This is a genomic window from Lutimonas halocynthiae, from assembly GCF_030409835.1.
Lineage (GTDB): Bacteria > Bacteroidota > Bacteroidia > Flavobacteriales > Flavobacteriaceae > Lutimonas > Lutimonas halocynthiae.
Window position 1 is genome coordinate 591,899 of record NZ_JAUFQO010000004.1, and the last position, 20,527, is coordinate 612,425.

The 20,527-nt window shown below is 35.7% G+C and carries 21 protein-coding genes; 17 read left to right on the forward strand and 4 right to left on the reverse strand.

The features are described 5' to 3' along the window. The first annotated feature begins 87 nt into the window (after positions 1-87). Positions 88-666 (forward strand): DUF502 domain-containing protein, encoded by a 579-nt coding sequence (locus QWY87_RS08425; protein ID WP_290290232.1) that lies wholly within the window; start codon positions 88-90, stop codon positions 664-666. On the opposite strand, the gene rsmG is transcribed toward QWY87_RS08425, so the two are convergent. Then, positions 663-1,292 carry a 16S rRNA (guanine(527)-N(7))-methyltransferase RsmG gene (gene rsmG, locus QWY87_RS08430; protein WP_290290233.1) on the reverse strand — a complete coding sequence of 210 codons (630 nt, stop codon included), beginning with the start codon at positions 1,290-1,292 and terminating at the stop codon, positions 663-665. The genes QWY87_RS08425 and rsmG overlap by 4 nt on opposite strands. Before the next feature lie 210 nt (positions 1,293-1,502). Between rsmG and QWY87_RS08435 the strand changes: the two genes are divergently transcribed. From QWY87_RS08435 to QWY87_RS08450, 4 genes are read left to right on the forward strand one after another with little or no spacing between them, the layout of a single operon-like run. Next, positions 1,503-2,594, forward strand: coding sequence for a fatty acid desaturase family protein (locus QWY87_RS08435; RefSeq protein WP_290290234.1), 1,092 nt, complete (start codon positions 1,503-1,505; stop codon positions 2,592-2,594). Positions 2,595-2,618: 24 nt separating this feature from the next. Beyond that, positions 2,619-3,806, forward strand: a complete 1,188-nt coding sequence (locus QWY87_RS08440) for a pyridoxal phosphate-dependent aminotransferase (protein WP_290290235.1) — start codon at positions 2,619-2,621, stop codon at positions 3,804-3,806. 13 nt (positions 3,807-3,819) lie between these two features. Continuing rightward, positions 3,820-4,266 (forward strand): acyl-CoA thioesterase, encoded by a 447-nt coding sequence (locus QWY87_RS08445; protein WP_290290237.1) that lies wholly within the window; start codon positions 3,820-3,822, stop codon positions 4,264-4,266. Between the two features lie 8 nt (positions 4,267-4,274). Beyond that, positions 4,275-4,703 (forward strand): DoxX family protein, encoded by a 429-nt coding sequence (locus QWY87_RS08450; protein ID WP_290290239.1) that lies wholly within the window; start codon positions 4,275-4,277, stop codon positions 4,701-4,703. A 7-nt stretch (positions 4,704-4,710) separates the two neighbouring features. Here QWY87_RS08450 and nadB read toward each other — a convergent pair whose 3' ends face one another. Beyond that, positions 4,711-6,279 (reverse strand): L-aspartate oxidase, encoded by a 1,569-nt coding sequence (gene nadB, locus QWY87_RS08455; protein ID WP_290290240.1) that lies wholly within the window; start codon positions 6,277-6,279, stop codon positions 4,711-4,713. Position 6,280: 1 nt separating this feature from the next. Further along, positions 6,281-7,279, reverse strand: coding sequence for a quinolinate synthase NadA (nadA, locus tag QWY87_RS08460; protein ID WP_290290242.1), 999 nt, complete (start codon positions 7,277-7,279; stop codon positions 6,281-6,283). A 360-nt stretch (positions 7,280-7,639) separates the two neighbouring features. Between nadA and QWY87_RS08465 the strand changes: the two genes are divergently transcribed. Beyond that, positions 7,640-8,380, forward strand: coding sequence for a response regulator (locus QWY87_RS08465; RefSeq protein ID WP_290290244.1), 741 nt, complete (start codon positions 7,640-7,642; stop codon positions 8,378-8,380). Here QWY87_RS08465 and QWY87_RS08470 read toward each other — a convergent pair. Then, positions 8,377-10,341, reverse strand: coding sequence for a tetratricopeptide repeat-containing sensor histidine kinase (locus QWY87_RS08470; RefSeq protein ID WP_290290246.1), 1,965 nt, complete (start codon positions 10,339-10,341; stop codon positions 8,377-8,379). The two genes, QWY87_RS08465 and QWY87_RS08470, sit on opposite strands and share 4 nt — an antisense overlap. 263 nt (positions 10,342-10,604) lie before the next feature. Here QWY87_RS08470 and QWY87_RS08475 point away from each other — a divergent pair, with 263 nt between their 5' ends. From QWY87_RS08475 to QWY87_RS08525, 11 genes are all read left to right on the forward strand, one after another. Then, complete coding sequence (locus QWY87_RS08475) at positions 10,605-11,111, forward strand: ester cyclase (protein ID WP_290290247.1); 507 nt, start codon at positions 10,605-10,607, stop codon at positions 11,109-11,111. Between the two features lie 31 nt (positions 11,112-11,142). Next, positions 11,143-11,910: a hypothetical protein gene (locus QWY87_RS08480; protein ID WP_290290248.1), complete on the forward strand. Its 768-nt coding sequence runs from the start codon at positions 11,143-11,145 to the stop codon at positions 11,908-11,910. Positions 11,911-11,945: 35 nt separating this feature from the next. After that, entirely contained in the window at positions 11,946-12,452 is a 507-nt protein-coding gene (locus QWY87_RS08485) for a nuclear transport factor 2 family protein (RefSeq protein WP_290290249.1), read from the forward strand. 24 nt (positions 12,453-12,476) lie between these two features. Continuing rightward, entirely contained in the window at positions 12,477-13,499 is a 1,023-nt protein-coding gene (locus QWY87_RS08490) for a methyltransferase (protein WP_290290251.1), read from the forward strand. Positions 13,500-13,632: 133 nt separating this feature from the next. Then, the gene (locus QWY87_RS08495; RefSeq protein ID WP_290290253.1) at positions 13,633-14,820 is read left to right on the forward strand and encodes an acetyltransferase domain-containing protein; all 1,188 of its coding nucleotides are present in this window, start codon (positions 13,633-13,635) and stop codon (positions 14,818-14,820) included. 165 nt (positions 14,821-14,985) lie between these two features. Next, positions 14,986-15,552 carry a gluconate 2-dehydrogenase subunit 3 family protein gene (locus QWY87_RS08500; protein ID WP_290290255.1) on the forward strand — a complete coding sequence of 189 codons (567 nt, stop codon included), beginning with the start codon at positions 14,986-14,988 and terminating at the stop codon, positions 15,550-15,552. Next, positions 15,545-17,242, forward strand: a complete 1,698-nt coding sequence (locus tag QWY87_RS08505) for a GMC oxidoreductase (protein WP_290290257.1) — start codon at positions 15,545-15,547, stop codon at positions 17,240-17,242. Before QWY87_RS08500 ends, QWY87_RS08505 begins: the two co-directional genes overlap by 8 nt. Before the next feature lie 84 nt (positions 17,243-17,326). Beyond that, positions 17,327-18,301 carry a substrate-binding periplasmic protein gene (locus QWY87_RS08510; protein ID WP_290290259.1) on the forward strand — a complete coding sequence of 325 codons (975 nt, stop codon included), beginning with the start codon at positions 17,327-17,329 and terminating at the stop codon, positions 18,299-18,301. 119 nt (positions 18,302-18,420) lie between these two features. After that, entirely contained in the window at positions 18,421-19,122 is a 702-nt protein-coding gene (locus QWY87_RS08515; RefSeq protein ID WP_290290260.1) for a DNA alkylation repair protein, read from the forward strand. A 58-nt stretch (positions 19,123-19,180) separates the two neighbouring features. After that, positions 19,181-19,522 carry a cupin domain-containing protein gene (locus tag QWY87_RS08520; RefSeq protein ID WP_290290262.1) on the forward strand — a complete coding sequence of 114 codons (342 nt, stop codon included), beginning with the start codon at positions 19,181-19,183 and terminating at the stop codon, positions 19,520-19,522. 21 nt (positions 19,523-19,543) lie between these two features. Beyond that, positions 19,544-20,464, forward strand: coding sequence for an alpha/beta hydrolase (locus QWY87_RS08525; protein WP_290290263.1), 921 nt, complete (start codon positions 19,544-19,546; stop codon positions 20,462-20,464). Positions 20,465-20,527: the final 63 nt, after the last annotated feature.

A 20,527-nucleotide genomic window follows, 5' to 3' on the forward strand; every position in this document is an offset into this window, starting at 1 on the left:
TTTTTATCAAATGCAGCTATTAATCTCTGTTCAACAACTAAATGTTTTGTAATTTGAAAACAATTATTTTAAATTAAAATTCTACTCATGAAAAAGCTGATTAATTACCTGCTTCAAGGACTGCTATACCTAGCCCCATTGACCATTACTGCTTATATCATCTATGCAGCATTCAATTTTATTGACGGCCTTTCTCAAAAAATAATAACAAAGTTTTTTGACGTTCATATCCCTGGCCTAGGCCTACTCTCATTATTGGTATTTCTGGTATTGATAGGCTTTCTCGGAAGGACCATAATAGCGCAACCTCTGAAAAAAATATTTAGAAAAGTAATTGATTCAGTTCCATTGTTGAATTTTATCTACTCCGCATTTAACGACCTCTTCAGTGCCTTTGTAGGTAAAGAAAAAAAGTTCAACCAACCCGTACTGGTCCAGGTAAATTTGAATTCAAATCTGGAAAAACTTGGATTTGTAACTGAAGAAAATTTGGATATTATCCAAGCAGAAGGCAAAGTTGCTGTTTACTTTCCGCATTCATATAATTTTTCAGGGGAACTGTTTATCGTTCCTAGAACCCAGATTAGACATCTTGATGTGAATTCAAGTGAAATGATGAAATTCATTGTGTCTGCAGGCCTTACAGGATGGGAAAAACACGCTTAGAGCCTGACTTTTATAGGAATATGAACCACTTTTTTCGTTTCAAAAAACGGATCTTCAAAATAATTAGGTAGTTCATATAATGTAGCGCGCGGAAAATTCTGTAGCTCTTCAGTGAGGTCTCCTCCCTTTAAATATAAAATCCCGTTCCTTATCTCATGCTTACTCTTTGTCTTAATTTTCTTTTTTACCCATAAAACGAAGTCATCCATTTTAGTTACTGCCCGGCTAACTACAAAATCAAACTCTCCATTCACGTTTTCTGCTCTATCATGAATAGCTTGAACATTTGAAAGACCTAAACTGTCTGCAACAGCTTGTACAACCTTTATTTTTTTTCCAATAGAATCGACCAATACAAATTGTGTTTCCGGAAACATAATTGCCAAGGGGATTCCCGGAAAACCTCCTCCTGTGCCAACGTCAAGCACTTTTGTTTTTGGCAAAAAGGCTTGCACTTTCGCTATACCCAATGAATGAAGTACATGCTTTAGATTTAAAGCATCAATATCTTTTCTTGAAATTACATTAATCTGTGCATTCCACTCTGCATACAGATCTTCAAGTTTTGAAAATTGTTCCAGTTGCTTATCTGAGAGATTCGGGAAATTGTCGGCGATCAAATTCATTCAATTTTTTAGCAAAAATACAATTATTCTTTCTTCCGCTATTCACTACCTGATTTACCCTATTAAATCATTGGCAAGACTAAGCTTCCATCAGTATATATCTGTTAGCGAAATGGGATTATTTTAACAAAAAATATTAAAAATCTATCAAAAAACGACTAACTTTGCAAACTGAATTTTGTTATTTTAACAAAACATAATTGAAATAATATGCAAGGGATAAAATTTGTTACAAGAGATAAGACTAATTTCATAAAGACACTTAACAAAAGAGTCAATAACTACTTCAAAGAGAACAACATAAAGAAAACCGGTAATTGGAAGCTATATACTAAAGCAATCATCATGTTTAGCTTGTTTCTCATACCGCTAGTTGTACTTTTAACTATACAACTTCCATGGTGGGCCATGATTCTGATGACCATAACTATTGGTATTGGAATGGCTGGAGTTGGCATGAACATTATGCACGATGCTAATCATGAATCATTTTCGAGTAAAAAATGGGTAAACAGTATTATGGGTAGCAGCATTTATATTCTTGCTGGTAACGTGTATAACTGGAAAGTGCAACACAATGTTTTACACCATACGTATACAAATATTCAGGGTATGGATGAAGACATCGACGCGGGAAGAATCATTCGGTTTTCGAAACACTCAAAATGGCTTCAAATTCATAAATTTCAAAAGTATTATTCTATTTTCCTTTATGGTCTTTTGACTATTAACTGGGCGATAACTACTGATTTTAAGCAAATGAATAGTTATTTAAAAAGGAAGCTTTCTTATGGGAAATTTCCTAATCCAGCTAAAGAATGGTCAGTCTTAGTGATTACAAAAATATTATACTATTCGATATGGCTGGTATTACCAATCATGGTTATGGATATTGCCTGGTGGAAAATTTTGATTGGATTTTTTATCATGCACTATACTGCAGGAATGATATTAAGTGTGGTTTTCCAGTTAGCACATGTGATGCCAAATACTGACATGCCTCAGCCGAATGAAGAAGGGCTTATGGAGCATACTTGGGCCATTCACCAATTGTATACTACTTCAAATTTTGCGATTAACAATAAAATTGTGAATTTTTTCACCGGAGGTTTAAACCACCAGGTGGAACACCATATTTTTCCTCACATTTCTCATGTTCACTATAAGAAATTGTCTGAGATCGTTAAAAATACCACTAAAGAATTCAACCTTCCTTATAACGAGTATCGAACCATGATGGGCGCATTTATCGACCATTTCAAACAACTCGACAAACTAGGGAAGCATCCTGAAATTGCATAAATAATCCAAAATTTAAGTATTACAATGTCACAACCATTATCCGACAGAATTAACAGTTTACCCGTATCACAAACCTTAGCAATGGCTGCAAAGGGAAGGGAATTAAAAGAACAAGGAAAAGATATCATCAGTTTAAGTCTGGGTGAGCCAGATTTCAATACGCCTGACTTTATCAAGGATGCTGCTATTCAAGCCATCAATGACAATTACAATTCTTATTCTCCGGTAAACGGATATGCTGATCTAAGAGAAGCTATTTGCAGAAAATTCAAAAGAGACAACAATCTTGATTATAATATCAATCAAATCGTAGTTTCTACAGGTGCCAAGCAATCAATTGCTAATGTGGCCATGGTTTTATTGAATCCTGGTGACGAAGTACTACTTCCTGCGCCTTACTGGGTAAGCTATTCAGCAATTAGTATTTTAGCTGAGGCCAAATATGTTGAAATTCCATCAAGTATTGATAGTGATTTTAAAATCACACCTGAGCAGTTGGAAGCGGCGATTACGCCAAAGACAAAAATGATCTTCTTCAATTCTCCCAACAATCCGAGTGGAACTGTATATACAGAAGAAGAATACAGAGCCTTAGCCAAAGTGTTGGAAAAACATCCTCAGATTTATATTCTTTCAGACGAGATCTATGAGCATATAAATTATGGGACTCCTAACTTTAGTTTTGCATCCATTGAAAGTATGTATGACAGAACCATCACCGTGAATGGCGTTGCAAAAGCCTTTGCCATGACTGGATGGAGAATAGGTTATATCGGTGGTCCGGAGTGGATTGCTAAAGCATGTAACAAGATGCAGGGTCAAATTACTTCAGGTGCTAACTGCATTGCTCAAAGAGCTACCATTGCAGCTTTAGATGCTCCTGTCTCAAAGATCCAGTATATGGTAGATGAGTTCAATATCAGAAGAGATATGATTCTTGAATTGTTGAACCAGATTAAAGGCATTAAAACCAATGTGGCACAAGGTGCATTTTATGTTTTTCCTGATGTATCTTATTACTTCGGTAAAACTATTAAAGGGACTAAAGTTGAGAACGCATCAGACTTTGCTATGCTCTTATTAGAAAAAGCCAACGTTGCAACGGTTACTGGAGAGGCTTTTGGAGCACCAGATTGTATCCGTATAAGCTATGCTGCTTCTCAGGCTGAATTGAAAGAAGCTGTAAGACGTATCGCAGAATTATTGTCTTAGTAAGTTTGATCCAATGAGCTTTAAGTTTTCTTCTCCTACACGTTGGGCTGATTTTGACCCGAATAATCACATGCGCCATACGGCCTATAACGATTATGCTGCAGAATCACGAGTTCGCCTATTCCATGCATACGGACTTTCATTAAAGGAATTTAACCGATTAGGGATAGGTCCGATTCTATTTAAAGAAGAAACTAATTTTTATAGAGAGATCAATCTTGGCGATGATATCACAGTTGAAGTACTTTTAAAAGGAGCTTCCCAATATGGAGAGCGCTTTAAGTTCATTCATAAACTATACCGTAAAGATGGAATTCTTTCGGCAGAAATTGAAGTATATGCCGCATGGATGGATCTTTCGAAAAGAAAGTTGACCACTCCTCCTGATATCATTTTGGAGGTGTTTGAAAAACTTACAAAGACTGATGATTTTGAGGTCATCCCTATTAACAAAAAATAGTTGCAATTATGTCTAAATCGACTTCTAAGTCTTTCAAAGACTTTCAACAAAATATTGGCTTATTAATCTTGCGACTGAGTATCGGTGGCTTGATGTTGTTTCATGGCTATCATAAATTAATTCATGGTGTAGACGGACTTGTTGGCATGTTCAGTTCAAAGGGTTTTCCTGGCAGTATTGCTTATGCCGTTTACCTTGGAGAACTACTTGCCCCCATATTAATTATCATTGGTTACAGAACCAAACTGGCTTCCTTATTTGTAGTAGCTACGATGTTAGTGGCCATGTTTGTGGCTCATGGAGAAGATCTTTTAAAGATAGGAGATCACGGTGAATGGGCCTTAGAATTAGTAGGTTTATACCTGTTTGGCGCTTTGAGTATATTCTTTCTCGGTGCCGGTAAATTCGCTGTATCCAGTTCAAATAGATGGGACTAATCTTTTTTCAAAGATTGTCAAGACTGTAAAAAGCACCTTTATTGTCCCTTCTTTTAATCGATTGATTTACAATGAGATACGCGATTGCATTCAGGTTCCTCAATTCGCAAATTTGTGGAGACAATTTCGACTTTTCATAAGCCTTTTCGGTATCCTGAAATAAGTAATTCAAATGGTCTAAAGCTTTCTCCAGACGCTCATCAGAACGAACAATTGAGACAAGGTCACTCATAATATTTTGAATGGTTTTCCTGTTATGAGAAATAAGCACATTCTCTTTAGGAACCATGGTTCCTTCTTCGTCCCATTCAGGTATGATGTCTTCAAAAGTAAATTTTAAATCACTCCTGTTTTGAATTATTTCCTCAGCAATCTTATGTCCAAACACCAAGGCTTCTAGCAATGAATTTGAAGCTAACCTATTGGCCCCATGAAGCCCGGTTCTAGAGCATTCTCCACAAGCAAATAAATTACCAATAGAACTGTAGCCATTCTCATCAACTTCTATTCCCCCCATCAAATAATGCGCGGCAGGAACAACAGGGATCATTTGAAATGAAGGATCTATTCCAAGATTTTTACATTTATCATATATATTAGGAAAATGCTTTTTGAATTCTGTCATATCCAAATGACTGCAATCTAGATACACATGTGGGTCACCTGAAAAAATAAGTTCTTTGTTGATGGCTCTGGATACAACATCTCTTGGAGCTAACTCTGCCCTTTCGTCAATGTCTAACATAAATCTGGTCCCGGCCTTATTTCGTAAATAAGCACCGAACCCTCGAACTGCTTCAGAAATCAAAAATGAAGGACTCACTCCTGGCTGGTAGAGCGCTGTTGGATGAAATTGCACAAATTCCATGTCAATGATTCTGGCTTTTGCCCGATAGGCCATAGCGATACCATCTCCTGTCGCAATAACTGGGTTTGTCGTAGCCGCATAAACCTGTCCTATTCCGCCTGTAGCTAGTATTACCGAAGAAGCTAAAAAGGTTTCAATTTTATTTGTTTTCTGATTCAATATATAGGCCCCATAACATGAAATATCACTAGAGTCAATCTTTTTGCCTAAATGATGATCAGTGATCAAATCAATGGCAAAATGATAGGGTAAAATTTCAATGTTTGGTAATTTATCTACTTGCTCTAACAGTGTTTTCTCCACTTCAAAACCAGTAATATCTTTGAAGTGTAGAATTCGATTTGCAGAATGACCTCCTTCCATTCCCAGGTCTATTTCTCCTTCAGTATTGTGGTCAAAATCAGTCCCCCACTCTATGAGTCGCTTCATACAAGCTGGTGCCTCTTCTACAACCATTTTCACTATCTCTGGCTTATTGAGATGATCTCCCGCAACCATTGTGTCGTCAATGTGATCTTGAAACGAATCTAGCTTATCCCAAACAGCGGCAATTCCGCCTTGAGCATATTTAGTGTTGGATTCACTTTCATTTGCTTTAGTAGCTACAATTATTCTTTTTTGAGGTAGTGCCGTTGCAGATTTTATGGCAATGGAAAGCCCTGCAACTCCCGAACCTAATACCAGAATATCTGCTTTAAATACACTCATTTTATTTTGAAGAAATGTCTAACATTTTTTGAATTGGTATCAGCGCCTTTTTCTGAACGTCCTCGGGGACATTCACTTCAGGCAACTCATGTTTCATACAGAGGTACAACTTTTTCATTGTATTCATTTTCATATAGGGGCATTCACTGCAAGCACAGGTATTGTCTTCAACTGCTGGAGCTGGATACAATGTTTTCCCGGGAACTTTCTTTTGCATTTCATGTAATATGCCTGCCTCTGTCGCAACAATAAACTCGTTTGCTGAATCTGTCTTGGCAAAATTTATCAAACCTGATGTAGAACCAATATAGGCAGCGGTCTTTAAAATATGCTCCTCAGATTCTGGATGTGCTATAATTTTAGCCTCAGGATGCGCCAGATGTGTATTTAATAATTTATCTATTGAAAAAGCCTCATGTACAATACATGCGCCTTCCCACAATAACATATTCCTACCTGTTACTTTATTGATATATGCTCCTAAATTCTTATCCGGAGCAAATATGATCGGTTGATCCAAAGGAATGGAATCAACTATCTTCTTTGCATTTGAAGAAGTACAACAAATATCACTTATTGCCTTTACATCAGCTGATGTATTTACATAAGTAACCACAACATGATCTGGATGCTCATCTTTAAATGCCTGCAAATCTTTGGCTTCACAAGCCTCAGATAAAGAACAACCAGCGTTAAGATCTGGAAGTAATACTTTCTTTTTTGGGTTTAGAATCTTGGCCGTTTCAGCCATAAAATGAACTCCTGCAAAAACGATCAGGTCAGCATCAACTTCTGCCGCTTTATATGAAAGCTGTAAACTGTCACCTACAAAATCAGCTATATCCTGAATCGCCGGCTCTTGATAATAATGAGCAAGAATTACAGCATTCTTCTCCTTCTTAAGTTTTTGAATTTCAACAGCATAATCTATTCCTTCATTGGTTTCTATATCTAAAAACCCTTTCTCTTTTAATTCTTTTTTGGCTTGTTCAATTTCCATACTCTAAACATTTTAGCTTAACAAAATTACTGTTTTTTAGTCAAACACAGATGTGTAAATACATGAGAGCTTTAAATATAATACATGTTCCTTTCAAAAGTTTAAGATTCATTGTTTCGCAATTTTAACGATTAGGTGCCTCATATCGATTCATAGCCTGGTACTGTATTTTGCCTATTTCCCAAAATTTCACTATATTCGACTCATTCCTAATTGCTTAAAAAAAAGAAAATGAATCCAAATGCAGCTAACTGTATTGGATATTTTTTATTAAAATCAAATGAACAATTTAAATTGTCAAAGTATTATTATTTTTTGAGTTAAAAATTTCCATTTATTTATCCGATATAACTAATCAATATGAAATCCCCCGCAAAAATTTTGATAGTAGAAGACGAAATGATCATTGGTGCAAATATTTCACTACAGCTTTCCAAGCTGGGATATGAAGTAACAGGAATCGTTTCACGTGGTGAAGAAGCCATCTCACATGTAAGGCATAGCCGGCCTGACATTGTTCTTATGGACATTCAATTAAAAGGTGACCTTGACGGGATAGAAACCGTAAATCAAATGCACCTGGAAAACAATATACCCATCATCTATCTAACGGCAAATGCTGACGAAGAAAACTTTGAAAGAGCTAAATCTACAAACCCATATGCATTCATTTCAAAACCTTTTAAAAAGCTTGACCTGCAGCATGCCATAGACCTTACAATGGACAGGCTCAATAGAAATGGTTTTGCTAGTGAAGAAGAGGAAACGTGTATTTCTCCCTTTGTACAAAGCGACAGTATCTATGTGAGGAGAAATGAAAAAATGATCAAAATTCTTATTAACGATATTTATTATTTTGAAGCTGATAGAAATTATTGTAAAATCTATGCAAAGAAAAAAGAATGCTTGCTTGTTATGACGCTGAAAGAAATTAATGACAGATTACCTCGTGAACATTTTTTAAGAATACACAGGTCATTTATCATCAATCTTTCTCACGTTGATGAAGTAGCAGGAACCCATGTTGTGATAGGAAAAAAAGCTGTTCCCTTGAGCAAGACCTTGAGAAAAGAATTGATGGACCGTTTACAAACTTTTTAATCGACATCAAATTCCATCCTAATTTTAGTTCCTTCTCCACTTAATGTCATAATGGAGCCATCGAGCTGATGAATCAGTAAATCAATGAGCTGGGTTCCAAAACCGCTGCCTTGATCATCCTCTTTGTCAAATTCCAAAAGCCCTATCCCGTTATCAGCCACTTCTAAGAGAATTCGGTCTTTTGCTATATACTTACAGGTTATATAAACAATGCCTTTTCTGTCTTCAGGAAAAGCGTGTTTGAACGCATTAGTTAGTAATTCATTTACGATCAAACCTATTGGAATTGCTGAATCAACATCCAGTTGCATATCCTCAAGGTCATATATGTATCCAACCTCATTTTCTGAGCCAAAGGAGTCTAAAATATGTTTACTCAAGTCAATAAGGTATTCTTTCATTTCTATTGTTGAGAGATTATTTCCCTGGTATAATTTCTGATGGATCATACTCATAGAATACACCCTATTTCTACTTTCCTCTATAGCTGCAATAATTTTTGGGTCCTTTATTTTATCGGCCTGCAGATCCAAAAGACTTGATACAATTCCCAAATTGTTCTTAACCCTGTGATGAATTTCCTTTAAAAGAAATTCCTTCTCCTCATTCTGACTCTCAAGAAGGATATTCTTTTTTTTATTATTCTGATAAGTAACATACAAAACCATCAATAAAACCAGTAAAAGCCCTGATATAATTACAATCAAAGATTGTGTAGAGTTTTGTTTTTTTATTCGTTCCTCCATACCAATAATGGTGGTCTCCTTTGCCTCTAAATCAAATTCATACTCTAATAGGGCCATTCTTTGTTTTGAATTATCATCAAATACTTGCCTTTTAAGCGAATCATATACGCTAAAAGCCTCAATGGCGTCTTTATAGTTATGATTTCCACGATAGGCCTTTCCCAATCTGTAATGCAATTGACTTAAAAAGAATTTATCTCCAAATTCAGGTGTGGCAACATAGAGAGATTGTTTTAATAAGCCTATAGCTTCCTCATATTTTCCTTGAAACAAATTCAATCTTCCAATGGCCAACCACGATCTCATAAGTAAAAAGTCGTTATCAATTAAGTTAGCGTATTTAATGGCTTCTTGCCCTGCTGAAGAAGCCTCTTCATATTCATTTAATTCAGTATAAAGATCAACTAAGGAAATATAGATGTCACTTAAATTGTTATAAAACCCATACTGTTCTCCAATTGATATCGCTTTTTTAAAATATATCAAGGCCTCCTGATACTTTTGAAGATTCAATAAATTATTTCCCACTACATAGAGTGCAAAATCATAATCCATATCTTTTACATTGCGCTGCTCAAAATAACTGATTGATTGCATCCCAAGGTCCAGCCCTTTTTCGAAATCCGAAAACTTCCAATACAAATTACTCAGATCACTATAAGCCTGAGCAATTGCTCTATTGTCATTTAATTCAGTTCCAATCTTTTTACATTCAAAAGCAATATCAGCCGCCTTTAAAATATTTCCCTTTCTTTCAGAAATATAACCGAGTTGTGTATAAAGTAATGGCAGGTCTTTCTTAAGCACTTTTTGCTCGGCATCTTTCAGAATGAGAAAAGCCGTGTCCAATTTTTCCATTCTTAACAAAATGGCACCTTCAGTTATCTGAAATCGTCCTTCCCACAGGATATTCTCAGAAGCCCTGACCAGCTCAAGACCCTTCCTTGTTAATTCGAGTGATTTTTTTAAGTCTCTAGTATGAGTATAGTAAGCAAGGTCATTAAGGGCTGCAAATTTCAGGGTATCTACTTCAATACTGGAATAACCCTTTTCAAGGTCCTCTAAATAAGAAGCATCAAATTTATCCGTCTCATCAAACACCCTATAATAAGCCACTGGCCTATCATGATCAATAAGTTGCTGCGCATACACCCAATCAATATTGCATGTAAATAAAAAAACAACTAATAAATAAAATGAAAAATGTTTAATCATATTGAGGTCATAATTGCTGCTCAGTATTAAAATCAATAATTATAAAATGATCAAAAAGAAACGAAAAAATAGAAACTGATTTGTCTTACTGTAGCATTACATATCGAAAGTTACAAATTATAATATAAATGCTTTTGATAAATAAAAAGGGCTCTTGGGACAAGAAAAACGAGTCTCTGTCCTAAGAGGTTTGATTTTTAGCCTAAAAGAGACTTAAATTAGTTGGTCTAAAGATCAATTGAATTACTGTAAAAAAAAATCAAATGTCTACATCGATAAGAATAGTATTTCTTTTCTTGATTTTGGCAGCTTGCACTCAAAATGAAAGCAGAGCTGAAAAAGAAAGAAAGAATTTAAAAACATCTCTGGCTTTTGTCGATGTAGTTTGGAACAAAAAGGACTTAAAAAATATTGATCAATATTTTTCAAATGAATTCAAAAGAGATGTAAACAATATTGAAGCCGCAACCAACCTCATTGAACTGACAGCCATCTTTAATATATATTTTACTGCATTTCCTGACCTGCATTTCACAGTGGAGCAAATTACACCGGTTGACAACCAGATATTCATGAACTGGAATTTAACAGGTACCAACACAGGTGTATTTGGAGATGTTCCTGCGACAGGTAAAAAAGTTCAGATCAACGGCGCTAGCCGATTAGATTTTGACGAGCAAGGCAAAATCACTCACCAAACAATTTTTTACACTGAACTCGCCTTATTGCAGCAACTCGGCTATGTATTGGAGAGGCCAAAAATTGAATAACCATAAACCAAATATTTAAAACCAAAACGAAATGAAAAATTTAAAAATTAGCCTGCTTACTCTGGTCATGACCTTATTGCCTTTGATTTCCTTTGCTCAGGATTCTAAAGATTACCAAGCTTATTGGATACACGAAGACCGTGTAAAACCAGAAATGAGAGAAGAATACGAACAGATTGCCAAAGACCTGGTAGCTGCCTGCACAGAACATAATGTTCAAGAAACCCAATGGCTGACAATGTCTCTGAACGATAATTCATATTTATATATTACACCAATGCAAAATTTTGCAGAGATGGATATCGATGCATTTGCAACGCTTTCTGAAAAAATGGGCAAAGATAAAATGAGCGCACTATTTGAAAGATTTAACACTACTTATGATGAACACGGTGACTATGTTGTATACCTCAACAAAGGTCTTTCTTATATGCCCGGAGGAATTTCTCAAACTATTGAAGGCCAAAATTATAGAACACTTTATTATAATTATGTTACCCCAGAGAATAATAAAGGATTTGTTGCAAGTCTGAAGAAGCTCAAAGCCTCCTTTGAAAAACACAACTCAAAAATACATTACCGTGTTTATAAAACCGGATTTGGTGTAATGGGAACCTATTACATGATTGCAGTAGCCGGTGAGAGCAATCTAGAAAGTGCCAAAAGAGGAGATGAAAACTGGGAGCTTATGAAAGATGACTTTGAACCAGTACTAAAGGAAATGAGAAAGTATACTTGGAAAACTGACGAAAAGAGAGGTTGGATGAGAGAAGATCTCGGTTATATTCCAGCCAAATAAGTAATCAACTAATCAAACCTTATATTATTACGACGATGAAAAAAATATTATTCACAGCAATGCTGCTTTTTGCTATGCTCTCTTGTCAGGTGGATACGAAAGAAAGATATACACGAAATTCTCCTGAGATCGATTTGCTTAAAAAAGGCATAGAGTATTATGAAAATGCCGACTGGGACAAATGGTCTGAACAATATGCTGATTCTGCAAAAATTTATCAGAATACCTGGCATGTATGGTCTAGCCCTGAAGTAACCAAGGAAAGACATATTGACTTAATCTCTAAATTATCGAGCTATGGTTTTGAAAGAGAAGACCTAAGCATGGAACGTATCATTGATGACAAAGGCAAAATCTGGGTAAATTCCTGGGCGCTCTGGAGAGGAACTTTAAAAGCGAATAATAAGGTTATTGAAATCCCTGTGCATCTGACCGTTCAATTTGTGGATGGGAAAATTATCGAAGAATGCGGATTCTGGGATACGGCTGCACTTAATGAGGAGTTAAAAAATATTGAGACAATTGATCTAAGTGATAATTAATTATTAACCTAAAAAAACAACAAAGTGAATCAAATCAATCCTTCAAAAATAATGCAAGTTGGTTTGGGTTTTTGGGCTTCCAAAACCCTCCTGACGGCAGTAAACCTAAATCTCTTCACGCATCTGGCTGGAGGAGAAAAGTCAGGCAAAGAAATTCAGAAATTATTGGGCCTCCACGAAAGATCATTATATGATTTTCTGGACACCTTGGTTGCGCTTCAATTTTTAAAGCGAAAAGGTCTAAAAGAAACCTCCATCTATTCAAATACTGAAGAGACAGCTCTTTTTTTAGACAAAAACAAATTATCCTATATGGGAGGTATGTTAGAAATGGCGAATAACAGGTTATATCCCTTTTGGAATAATCTTGAAGGTGCTTTAAAAACAGGAGAACCACAAAATGAAAGCCAATCTGGAGAGGCGTCTATGTTCGAAGCCATTTATGCCAACCAAGAAACACTTAAGGAATTTCTACACGCCATGGGAGGCATACAGGCCGGAAACTTTGATATGTTCGCTCATAATTATGACTTCTCAAACATACAGACCCATTGTGACATTGGAGGCGCCGGAGGTAATTTAAGCGTTCATATTGCAAAAAACAATGCACATATGAATTGTCTATCCTTTGATCTTCCCCCTGTAGCACCAATAGCCAATGAAAATTTTAAACAACTCGGTTTGGGCGACCGAGTCAAAGCGGTGGCAGGAGATTTTTTCGCTGATAACCTGCCAAATGCCGAACTCATCACGATGTGTAATGTTTTACATGATTGGAGCCTAAAAGATAAAAAAATGCTCATTAGAAAGGCATTTGATGCCTTACCCGAAAATGGCACTTTAGTAGTTATAGAAAATGTGATTGATAATGACAGAAATACGAATGCCTTCGGGCTAATGATGTCTTTAAACATGTTAATTGAAACTGAAGAAGGTTTTGATTATAGTTTTTCAGACATGGAATCTTGGGCTAAAGAAGCAGGATTCAAAACCGTTAGTTCAATGCCTTTAACTGGACCAACCAGTGCAGTTATAGCAGTAAAATAAATGACGAATAATAGAAATTGACAAGTGCACGTATTTTGAAAAATTATCAAAAAGGGGAAAGGTTTCAAGATACGTGTCTTGTCTTTCTCAGTGATATCACTATCTTTCAAAATATCAAATTCAAAAACCATGAATGACTGAGCAAACAAAATCTAAGAGAATCCAATCTATTGATGTATTAAGAGGCTTAGTGATGGTTATTATGGCGCTGGATCATGTTCGCGATTATTTTCATTTAGAGGCCATCGTTTCTGATCCTTTAGATTTGGAGACAACAACTCCCTTTTTATTTATGACGCGTTTTGTGTCACATTTTTGCGCCCCTGTTTTTATCTTTCTTACCGGTACTTCCGCCAGTCTTTACGGGCAAAACAGAACAAAGAAAGAGCTATCTAAGTTCCTATTCACTAGAGGCCTTTGGCTGATATTTGTTGAAATCATTATTATGAATTTCCTTTGGTGGTTTAATCCTTATTATGAGTTTATAAATTTACAGGTGATATGGGCCATCGGTCTTTCTATGATCTTTCTATCAGCCCTGATTCATCTGCCTAAAAAAATAATTCTCTTACTTTCACTGCTTATCGTTTTTGGCCATAACATGCTTGATCCAATAACTTTTGAAGGAAATAGTTTTAGTTCTATTTTATGGTATATTTTTCATCAGGCTAAAGACCTACCCCTAGAGAGCGGACGTATGATTTCATTCTATTATCCCGTTTTACCTTGGATTGCTGTTATGGCCTTAGGCTATTGTTTTGGATTTCTATATCATAAAAAATACGATGCTAACAAGAGAAAAAAAATATTATTAATCTTGGGTTTTTCTACCATATCTCTTTTTTTACTATTACGAGTTATTAATTTATATGGTGATATGGCGCCTTGGAGCAGACAAAAAGATCTGGTATTTACAATTTTATCATTTTTAAAGGTTTCAAAATACCCTCCTTCTTTACTGTACATTCTTATCACAATCGGGCCTACCTTTATAGTGCTTTATTTACTTGAAGGCATTCAATCAAAAGTGACCGATTTTCTGCTTGTATTCGGAAGAGTGCCCTTTTTTTATTATGTTTTACACATATTTTTTATTCATTCAGCGGCATTGCTTACATTATTTGTATTAGGAAAAGACTGGAGATTAATGATTTTTGATTCAACATCTTTTAGCACAAATAAATTAGCCGATTATGGTTATTCTCTTGGAATCGTATACCTTGTTTGGGTACTTATCGTAGCATCATTATATCCATTATGCAAGAAATACATGCGTTATAAACTCAACAATCCTCAGAAATGGTGGTTGAGTTATTTATAATTATTCTTAGAAAATCAAAGCTTTGATATCGCTTTGTATGCATTCTTTCAAAGGATAAATTTTCATATATTTACGCCTTAACCTTATTTGCCGCCATCTAAGTCATATTTCCTTTACCCTTTCTTTCTAGGTTCGAATGGATGCTGCAATGCTAGATTATAAAAAATGGACAGAAGAAATGCCCTAAGAAATTTAGGGATCCTAACAGGTGGGATGGTATTGTTACCTTCATGCAATTTTTCAGAAGAGAAAGTTAGTTTGGTGATGAATAAGTTAAACATTAAAACTTCTGAAGAAGCTTTAATGAAAGAGCTTGTTAGTTGCATTATTCCTGAAGGAGACATTCCTGGAGCAGCATCTCTTGAAGTACATAATTTTGTTTGGATAATGGTGGATGATTGTATGGATGATGAAAAACAAGCAAGTTTCTTAAAAGGCATGAAATCATTTGATTCCTTTGCAAAAGAGATGAAAGGAACTTCCTTCTTATCTATGCAGCAAAGTGAGCGTGAAAATTCCTTATCAGACATAATAAGTCAGGCATCTGAGGATGCCGATCCTTTACAAAAAGATATCTCGTTTTTTGTTTCTGCCGTAAAAGGTTTAACCTCTTATGGGTATATGCAATCTGAATACATTATGAAGGAAGTAATGCCTTATACTTTGATTCCCGGAAGCTATGGCCCTTGTGAAACAGTTGACAACTCTAAAAGAATAAACGTAAATGGCTGATATGGATAAGAATGAAAACACCTTTGATGTAATTGTCATCGGTTCAGGAATGAGTGGTGGCTGGGCAGCTAAAGAATTTACTGAAAATGGCTTCAAAACTTTAGTCATTGAAAGAGGTAGAGAAGTTAAACACAATGTAAATTATCCAACTACAAATATGAATCCCTGGGAATTCAAACATCGGGGAAATCTTACGGAAGACATTAAGAAAGAGAATCCTATTGCCAGCAAGTGCTATGTATTTAGAGAAGATGCCGAGCATTTTGTTTCAAAAGATAAGGAGCATCCTTATATACAGGAAAAACCATTTGATTGGATTAAAGGTTACCAAACCGGAGGGAAATCAATGTTATGGGCAAGGCAAACACAAAGGTTTAGCAACTATGATTTTGAGGGCCCGGCGAGAGATGGTTTTGCTGTAGACTGGCCTATCAGGTATGATGATTTAGATCCTTGGTACAGCTACGTGGAAAAATTTGTTGGTATTGCCGGAAATAAAGACGGGCTTGATGTTTTACCAGATGGTGATTTTCTGCCTGCGATGGGATTAAACTGCATTGAAGAACATTTTAAATCATCGGTTGAGGAAAATTACGAGGACAGGCATGTTATAAGCGGGCGTTGTGCTCATATCACCGAGAATCGAGAAATTTTCGCCAAACAAGGGCGAGGCCAATGCCAATATAGAAACCTTTGTCAACGTGGCTGTCCGTTTGGTGGCTATTTCAGCAGTAATTCAAGTACACTGCCCTGGGCAATGAATACTGGAAATCTAAGCATGATTCATGATTCTGTGGTTGAATCTATTATGTACGATGAGGAAAAACAACAGGCTTCGGGCGTAGTTGTTATAGACACAAAAACAAAAGAGAAAAAAGAATATTTCGCTTCTATTGTTTTTGTAAACGCCGGAACTTTGAATACCAACCTTATTTTGTTGAATTCAAAATCTACTCGCTTTCCGAATGGGCTTGGCAATGACAATGGCCTGTTAGGAAAGTATGTAGCATTTCATAATTATCGGGCACGCATGTCAGCAGAGTTTGATGGATATGCCGATAAACATACTACAGGTAGAGAGCCAACCAGCGCCTATCTGCCTAGATTCAGAAATGTTGAAAAACAGGAAACGAATTTTTTGAGGGGATACGCATCAGGATTTACCGCCAGAAGACAAGTTCTTCAAGACACTAGTGGCTTTGGTAATAACTTGAAAGATGGACTGTTGAATCCAACATATGGGGTTTGGCAAGTCGGGTCGCATATGATGGGTGAAACCATTCCAAAAGAAGAAAACCAGGTATCACTGGATAGAGAAAAAAAAGACGATTGGGGTATTCCTTTGCTTAAAATTGATATTGCCTATGATGATAATGACGAAAAAATGATAAAAGATTATCATGAGCAATTGACACAAATGTTTGAGGAGGCCGGATTTACAAATATTCGAACCTATGACTCAAAACAAGCTCCTGGTTTAGATATTCATGAAATGGGAGGCGTTAGAATGGGAAAAGATCCTAAAACATCTTTATTAAATAAATGGAATCAACTTCATGGCTGTAAAAATGTCTATGTAACTGATGGTGCTTGTATGACTTCCACCTCCACTCAAAATCCATCATTGACATATATGGCGATTACCGCAAGGGCCTGTGATCATGCTATTAAAGAAGCGAAAAAAGCATGAAGTATCCTTTGAATTCCAACGCAACTAAAACAAGTATAAACCATCTATAAGTTAAATAATCACTATTTTCGAAAAAGTACTTTTATGAATAAATCTATTCTTTACTTACTCTTATTAGTTAATTTCAGCTTGTATTCTCAGCAAGCAGAATTAAAACTTGCTGCAGACGCCTGGCCCCCTTTTACCAATGTGGAAGGTGAAAAATCAATTTTGACTGATCTTGTTAGCGAAGCATTAACGAGAATGAACACCGTTTCATCAATTTCAATAATTGAGTTCAATGATGTATTGAGTGAAATTGAATCAGGAAAATTTGACGGATCTCCTGCCTTATGGATAAGTGATGACAGAAAAGAAAAATACTTTTTTTCCAAACCTTATTTATATAATCAATTGATTTTGGTTGGAAGAAAAGGAAGTGATGTAAGCCAAAACTCATTTTCTCAATTAAGCGGTATGAGAATCGGAGTTGTTGACAATTATGCCTATGGGAACTTCGGAAATAATAAACAGATTACCATTGTTTCAGATGTAAACAATCAAAAAAATCTGGAAAATTTACTTTCTGATAAAATAGATTACATGCTAGTTGACGCCCTGTTGATTCAATATATGTTAAAATATCAGTTGAATGATGTAACCAAACATTTAGCCATAGGTCAGAAACCGCTATTGGTCAAGCCTTTGCATTTTGCCTTAGGCAAAAACGTTGAAAATGCTGAGGAAATAATAAGTCAATTTGATGAACAAATTGAAGAGATGGTCGCTGATGAAAGTTTTAACAGAATACTTGAACTAAACTGGATTCAAGCTGATGTTGATGGAGACGGTGTCACCGAATTGGTTCTCGGAAGTAATATGGCAGGAACCGCTGCACCTCAAAATATTTATGGTTTAATGATGGACAATTCCTACAAAGAAAAAAATGGTCCTAAACGATACTATATCGACGGCAAACTTTATGAAGATTGGGATAATATTCCTAAGAGCTATAAACTGGATCTTGTTGAAGACAAAACACCTAGTGAAGAAGATACCTATATCAGATTAGACTTTTAAGAAACAAATTCTTATTGTTCATGCAAAACCCTGCCTGCCCATGCTTTTTAGCATGGGCAGTTTTTTTTTGCTAAATTTATAAGATTATACTATAGCTTAATACCAAACCTCACGTCAAAATGGACTTATCAGCAGTATTGAAAGAATTGGAATCTTATGGAGATGAAAGGACAAAAAATACGTTTTTAAAACATGGAGCTCAAGAACCTTTTTTTGGCGTTAAAGTGGGCGATTTAAAAAAAATATTAAAGAAAACGAAGAAAAACCACACCTTATCTCTTGCCCTATATGAGACAGGAAATTCAGATGCCATGTACCTCGCTGGCCTAATGGCCGATGAAAAACAAATTAGTAAGGATGATTTAAACCGCTGGGTTCAAGCTGCCTATTGGTATTATTTAAGTGAGTATGCCGTTCCATGGGTCGCTGCAGAGACGTCATACGGATTTGAATTAGGCCTGAAATGGATTCGGTCAGAAAAAGAGAATATAGCTGCAGCCGGCTGGTCTACCCTTTCAAACTATGCCAGCGTTAATGATTCTCTAGATTTGAATGCTTATTCATCACTGTTGGATGAAATCGAAAACACGATTCACAACGCAAAAAACAGGGTGAAATATACCATGAATGGTTTTGTTATTGCAGTTGGCAGTTTTATACCTGAATTAACAGAAAAGTCTAAAAAAGTCGCTGCTAAAATCGGAAAAGTAAGCGTTTTTATGGGAGAAACTTCTTGCAAGGTACCGCTGGCTAAAGATTATATTGCAAAAATTGAATCACAGGGAAGGCTCGGCAAAAAAAGAAAAACAGCAAGATGCTAAATGTCATGTTTTGACACCATATAAAATTAAATCTTTACCGCAAACTTAAAACTAGCTTATGAAAACCGCTTCAATAGCAAATGACTTAAATTATAATGAAACCAAGCCTAATGTCTCTGTGCTACTTGAAACTGATAACAGCAAAGAACTGCGAATTCTTTTAAAAAAAGGGCAATCTATGAAGGAACATCAAACACCCTTTCCAATTGTCGTAGAAATTTTTGAAGGCAACATAATCTTTGGTGTAAATGGAGAAAAACACAATTTTAAAAAAGGAGATATGCTTTCTCTTGATGGATCTGTTCCTCATGACCTTGAAGCGCTTTCTGACAGTATCATTAGACTGTCTCTTTCTAAAAAGGATAAGATCAACAGAGTTAAAGGCGTTGCCAATAGCTAAAACAAATAATAGCAAAACAAAATGTACAAAATCAGCTTTATACTTTTAATCCTGTTTGCTTTTAGTTGTAAAAAATCTAGCGAGAGGAATGTAGGTGACGGGAGTCTTATCCATATCAAACCATTTCATTCTACTTTTGTGAGCCATCGAAACGTTGATATTTGGCTCCCAGATCAGTATAGCTCAAATGAAAAATACCAGGTTCTTTATATGCATGATGGTCATGCACTGTTTGACTCAACAAAAACTTGGAACAATCAGGAATGGGCAGTAGATGAAACAATGAGCAAACTATTAAATGAAAATAAAATTCAAAAAACCATAGTGGTTGGAATTTGGAATTCAGGTCTCGACAGACAATCTGATTACTTTCCTCAAAAAGCATTTGAATCATTGCCATTAAACACTCAGGATTCACTATTAAATGAAGTTAGAATAAGTAAAAATACAGACTTATATACTTATGATATCAATTCTGATAATTACCTCAAATTTATTGTTAAAGAACTAAAACCATATGTTGATTCAGCTTATAGCACTTATACAGATGCACAACATACTTTTATTGGAGGATCAAGTTACGGTGGTTTGATTTCAATGTATGCCATTTGTGAATATCCTGATATTTTTGGCGGAGCTATTTGCATGTCAACTCACTGGACAGGAACGTTTACAAATTACAAGAATCCAATACCAGAGTCTTTCGTCAATTACCTTGATCAGCATATTCCTGATCCTGATTCTCATAAATTTTATTTTGATTATGGCACCAAAACAATTGATTCTCTTTATGAACCCAATCAATTGATGATCGATTCGATTATGACGAAGAATGGTTATCATCATAAAAATTGGATGACAAAAAAATATGAAGGCGCAGCACACAATGAAAGAGCGTGGATGAACAGACTTGAAGTACCTCTTTCATTCATACTCAAATAATCAATTCATACCTTTAAATAAGTCATATGAAATTGCAATAACCGGCATATCAATTATGGTCGA

Coding starts and splice junctions, on each gene's coding strand:
- QWY87_RS08520 (WP_290290262.1), top strand. CDS start 19,181: ATGAAAACCGCTTCAATAGCAAATGACTTAAATTATAATGAAACCAAG.
- QWY87_RS08525 (WP_290290263.1), top strand. CDS start 19,544: ATGTACAAAATCAGCTTTATACTTTTAATCCTGTTTGCTTTTAGTTGT.
- QWY87_RS08465 (WP_290290244.1), top strand. CDS start 7,640: ATGAAATCCCCCGCAAAAATTTTGATAGTAGAAGACGAAATGATCATT.
- QWY87_RS08495 (WP_290290253.1), top strand. CDS start 13,633: ATGACTGAGCAAACAAAATCTAAGAGAATCCAATCTATTGATGTATTA.
- QWY87_RS08500 (WP_290290255.1), top strand. CDS start 14,986: ATGGACAGAAGAAATGCCCTAAGAAATTTAGGGATCCTAACAGGTGGG.
- QWY87_RS08515 (WP_290290260.1), top strand. CDS start 18,421: ATGGACTTATCAGCAGTATTGAAAGAATTGGAATCTTATGGAGATGAA.
- QWY87_RS08475 (WP_290290247.1), top strand. CDS start 10,605: ATGTCTACATCGATAAGAATAGTATTTCTTTTCTTGATTTTGGCAGCT.
- QWY87_RS08470 (WP_290290246.1), bottom strand. CDS start 10,341: ATGATTAAACATTTTTCATTTTATTTATTAGTTGTTTTTTTATTTACA.
- QWY87_RS08505 (WP_290290257.1), top strand. CDS start 15,545: ATGGCTGATATGGATAAGAATGAAAACACCTTTGATGTAATTGTCATC.
- QWY87_RS08435 (WP_290290234.1), top strand. CDS start 1,503: ATGCAAGGGATAAAATTTGTTACAAGAGATAAGACTAATTTCATAAAG.
- QWY87_RS08480 (WP_290290248.1), top strand. CDS start 11,143: ATGAAAAATTTAAAAATTAGCCTGCTTACTCTGGTCATGACCTTATTG.
- rsmG (WP_290290233.1), bottom strand. CDS start 1,292: ATGAATTTGATCGCCGACAATTTCCCGAATCTCTCAGATAAGCAACTG.
- QWY87_RS08450 (WP_290290239.1), top strand. CDS start 4,275: ATGTCTAAATCGACTTCTAAGTCTTTCAAAGACTTTCAACAAAATATT.
- QWY87_RS08485 (WP_290290249.1), top strand. CDS start 11,946: ATGAAAAAAATATTATTCACAGCAATGCTGCTTTTTGCTATGCTCTCT.
- nadA (WP_290290242.1), bottom strand. CDS start 7,279: ATGGAAATTGAACAAGCCAAAAAAGAATTAAAAGAGAAAGGGTTTTTA.
- QWY87_RS08445 (WP_290290237.1), top strand. CDS start 3,820: ATGAGCTTTAAGTTTTCTTCTCCTACACGTTGGGCTGATTTTGACCCG.
- QWY87_RS08510 (WP_290290259.1), top strand. CDS start 17,327: ATGAATAAATCTATTCTTTACTTACTCTTATTAGTTAATTTCAGCTTG.
- QWY87_RS08440 (WP_290290235.1), top strand. CDS start 2,619: ATGTCACAACCATTATCCGACAGAATTAACAGTTTACCCGTATCACAA.
- nadB (WP_290290240.1), bottom strand. CDS start 6,279: ATGAGTGTATTTAAAGCAGATATTCTGGTATTAGGTTCGGGAGTTGCA.
- QWY87_RS08425 (WP_290290232.1), top strand. CDS start 88: ATGAAAAAGCTGATTAATTACCTGCTTCAAGGACTGCTATACCTAGCC.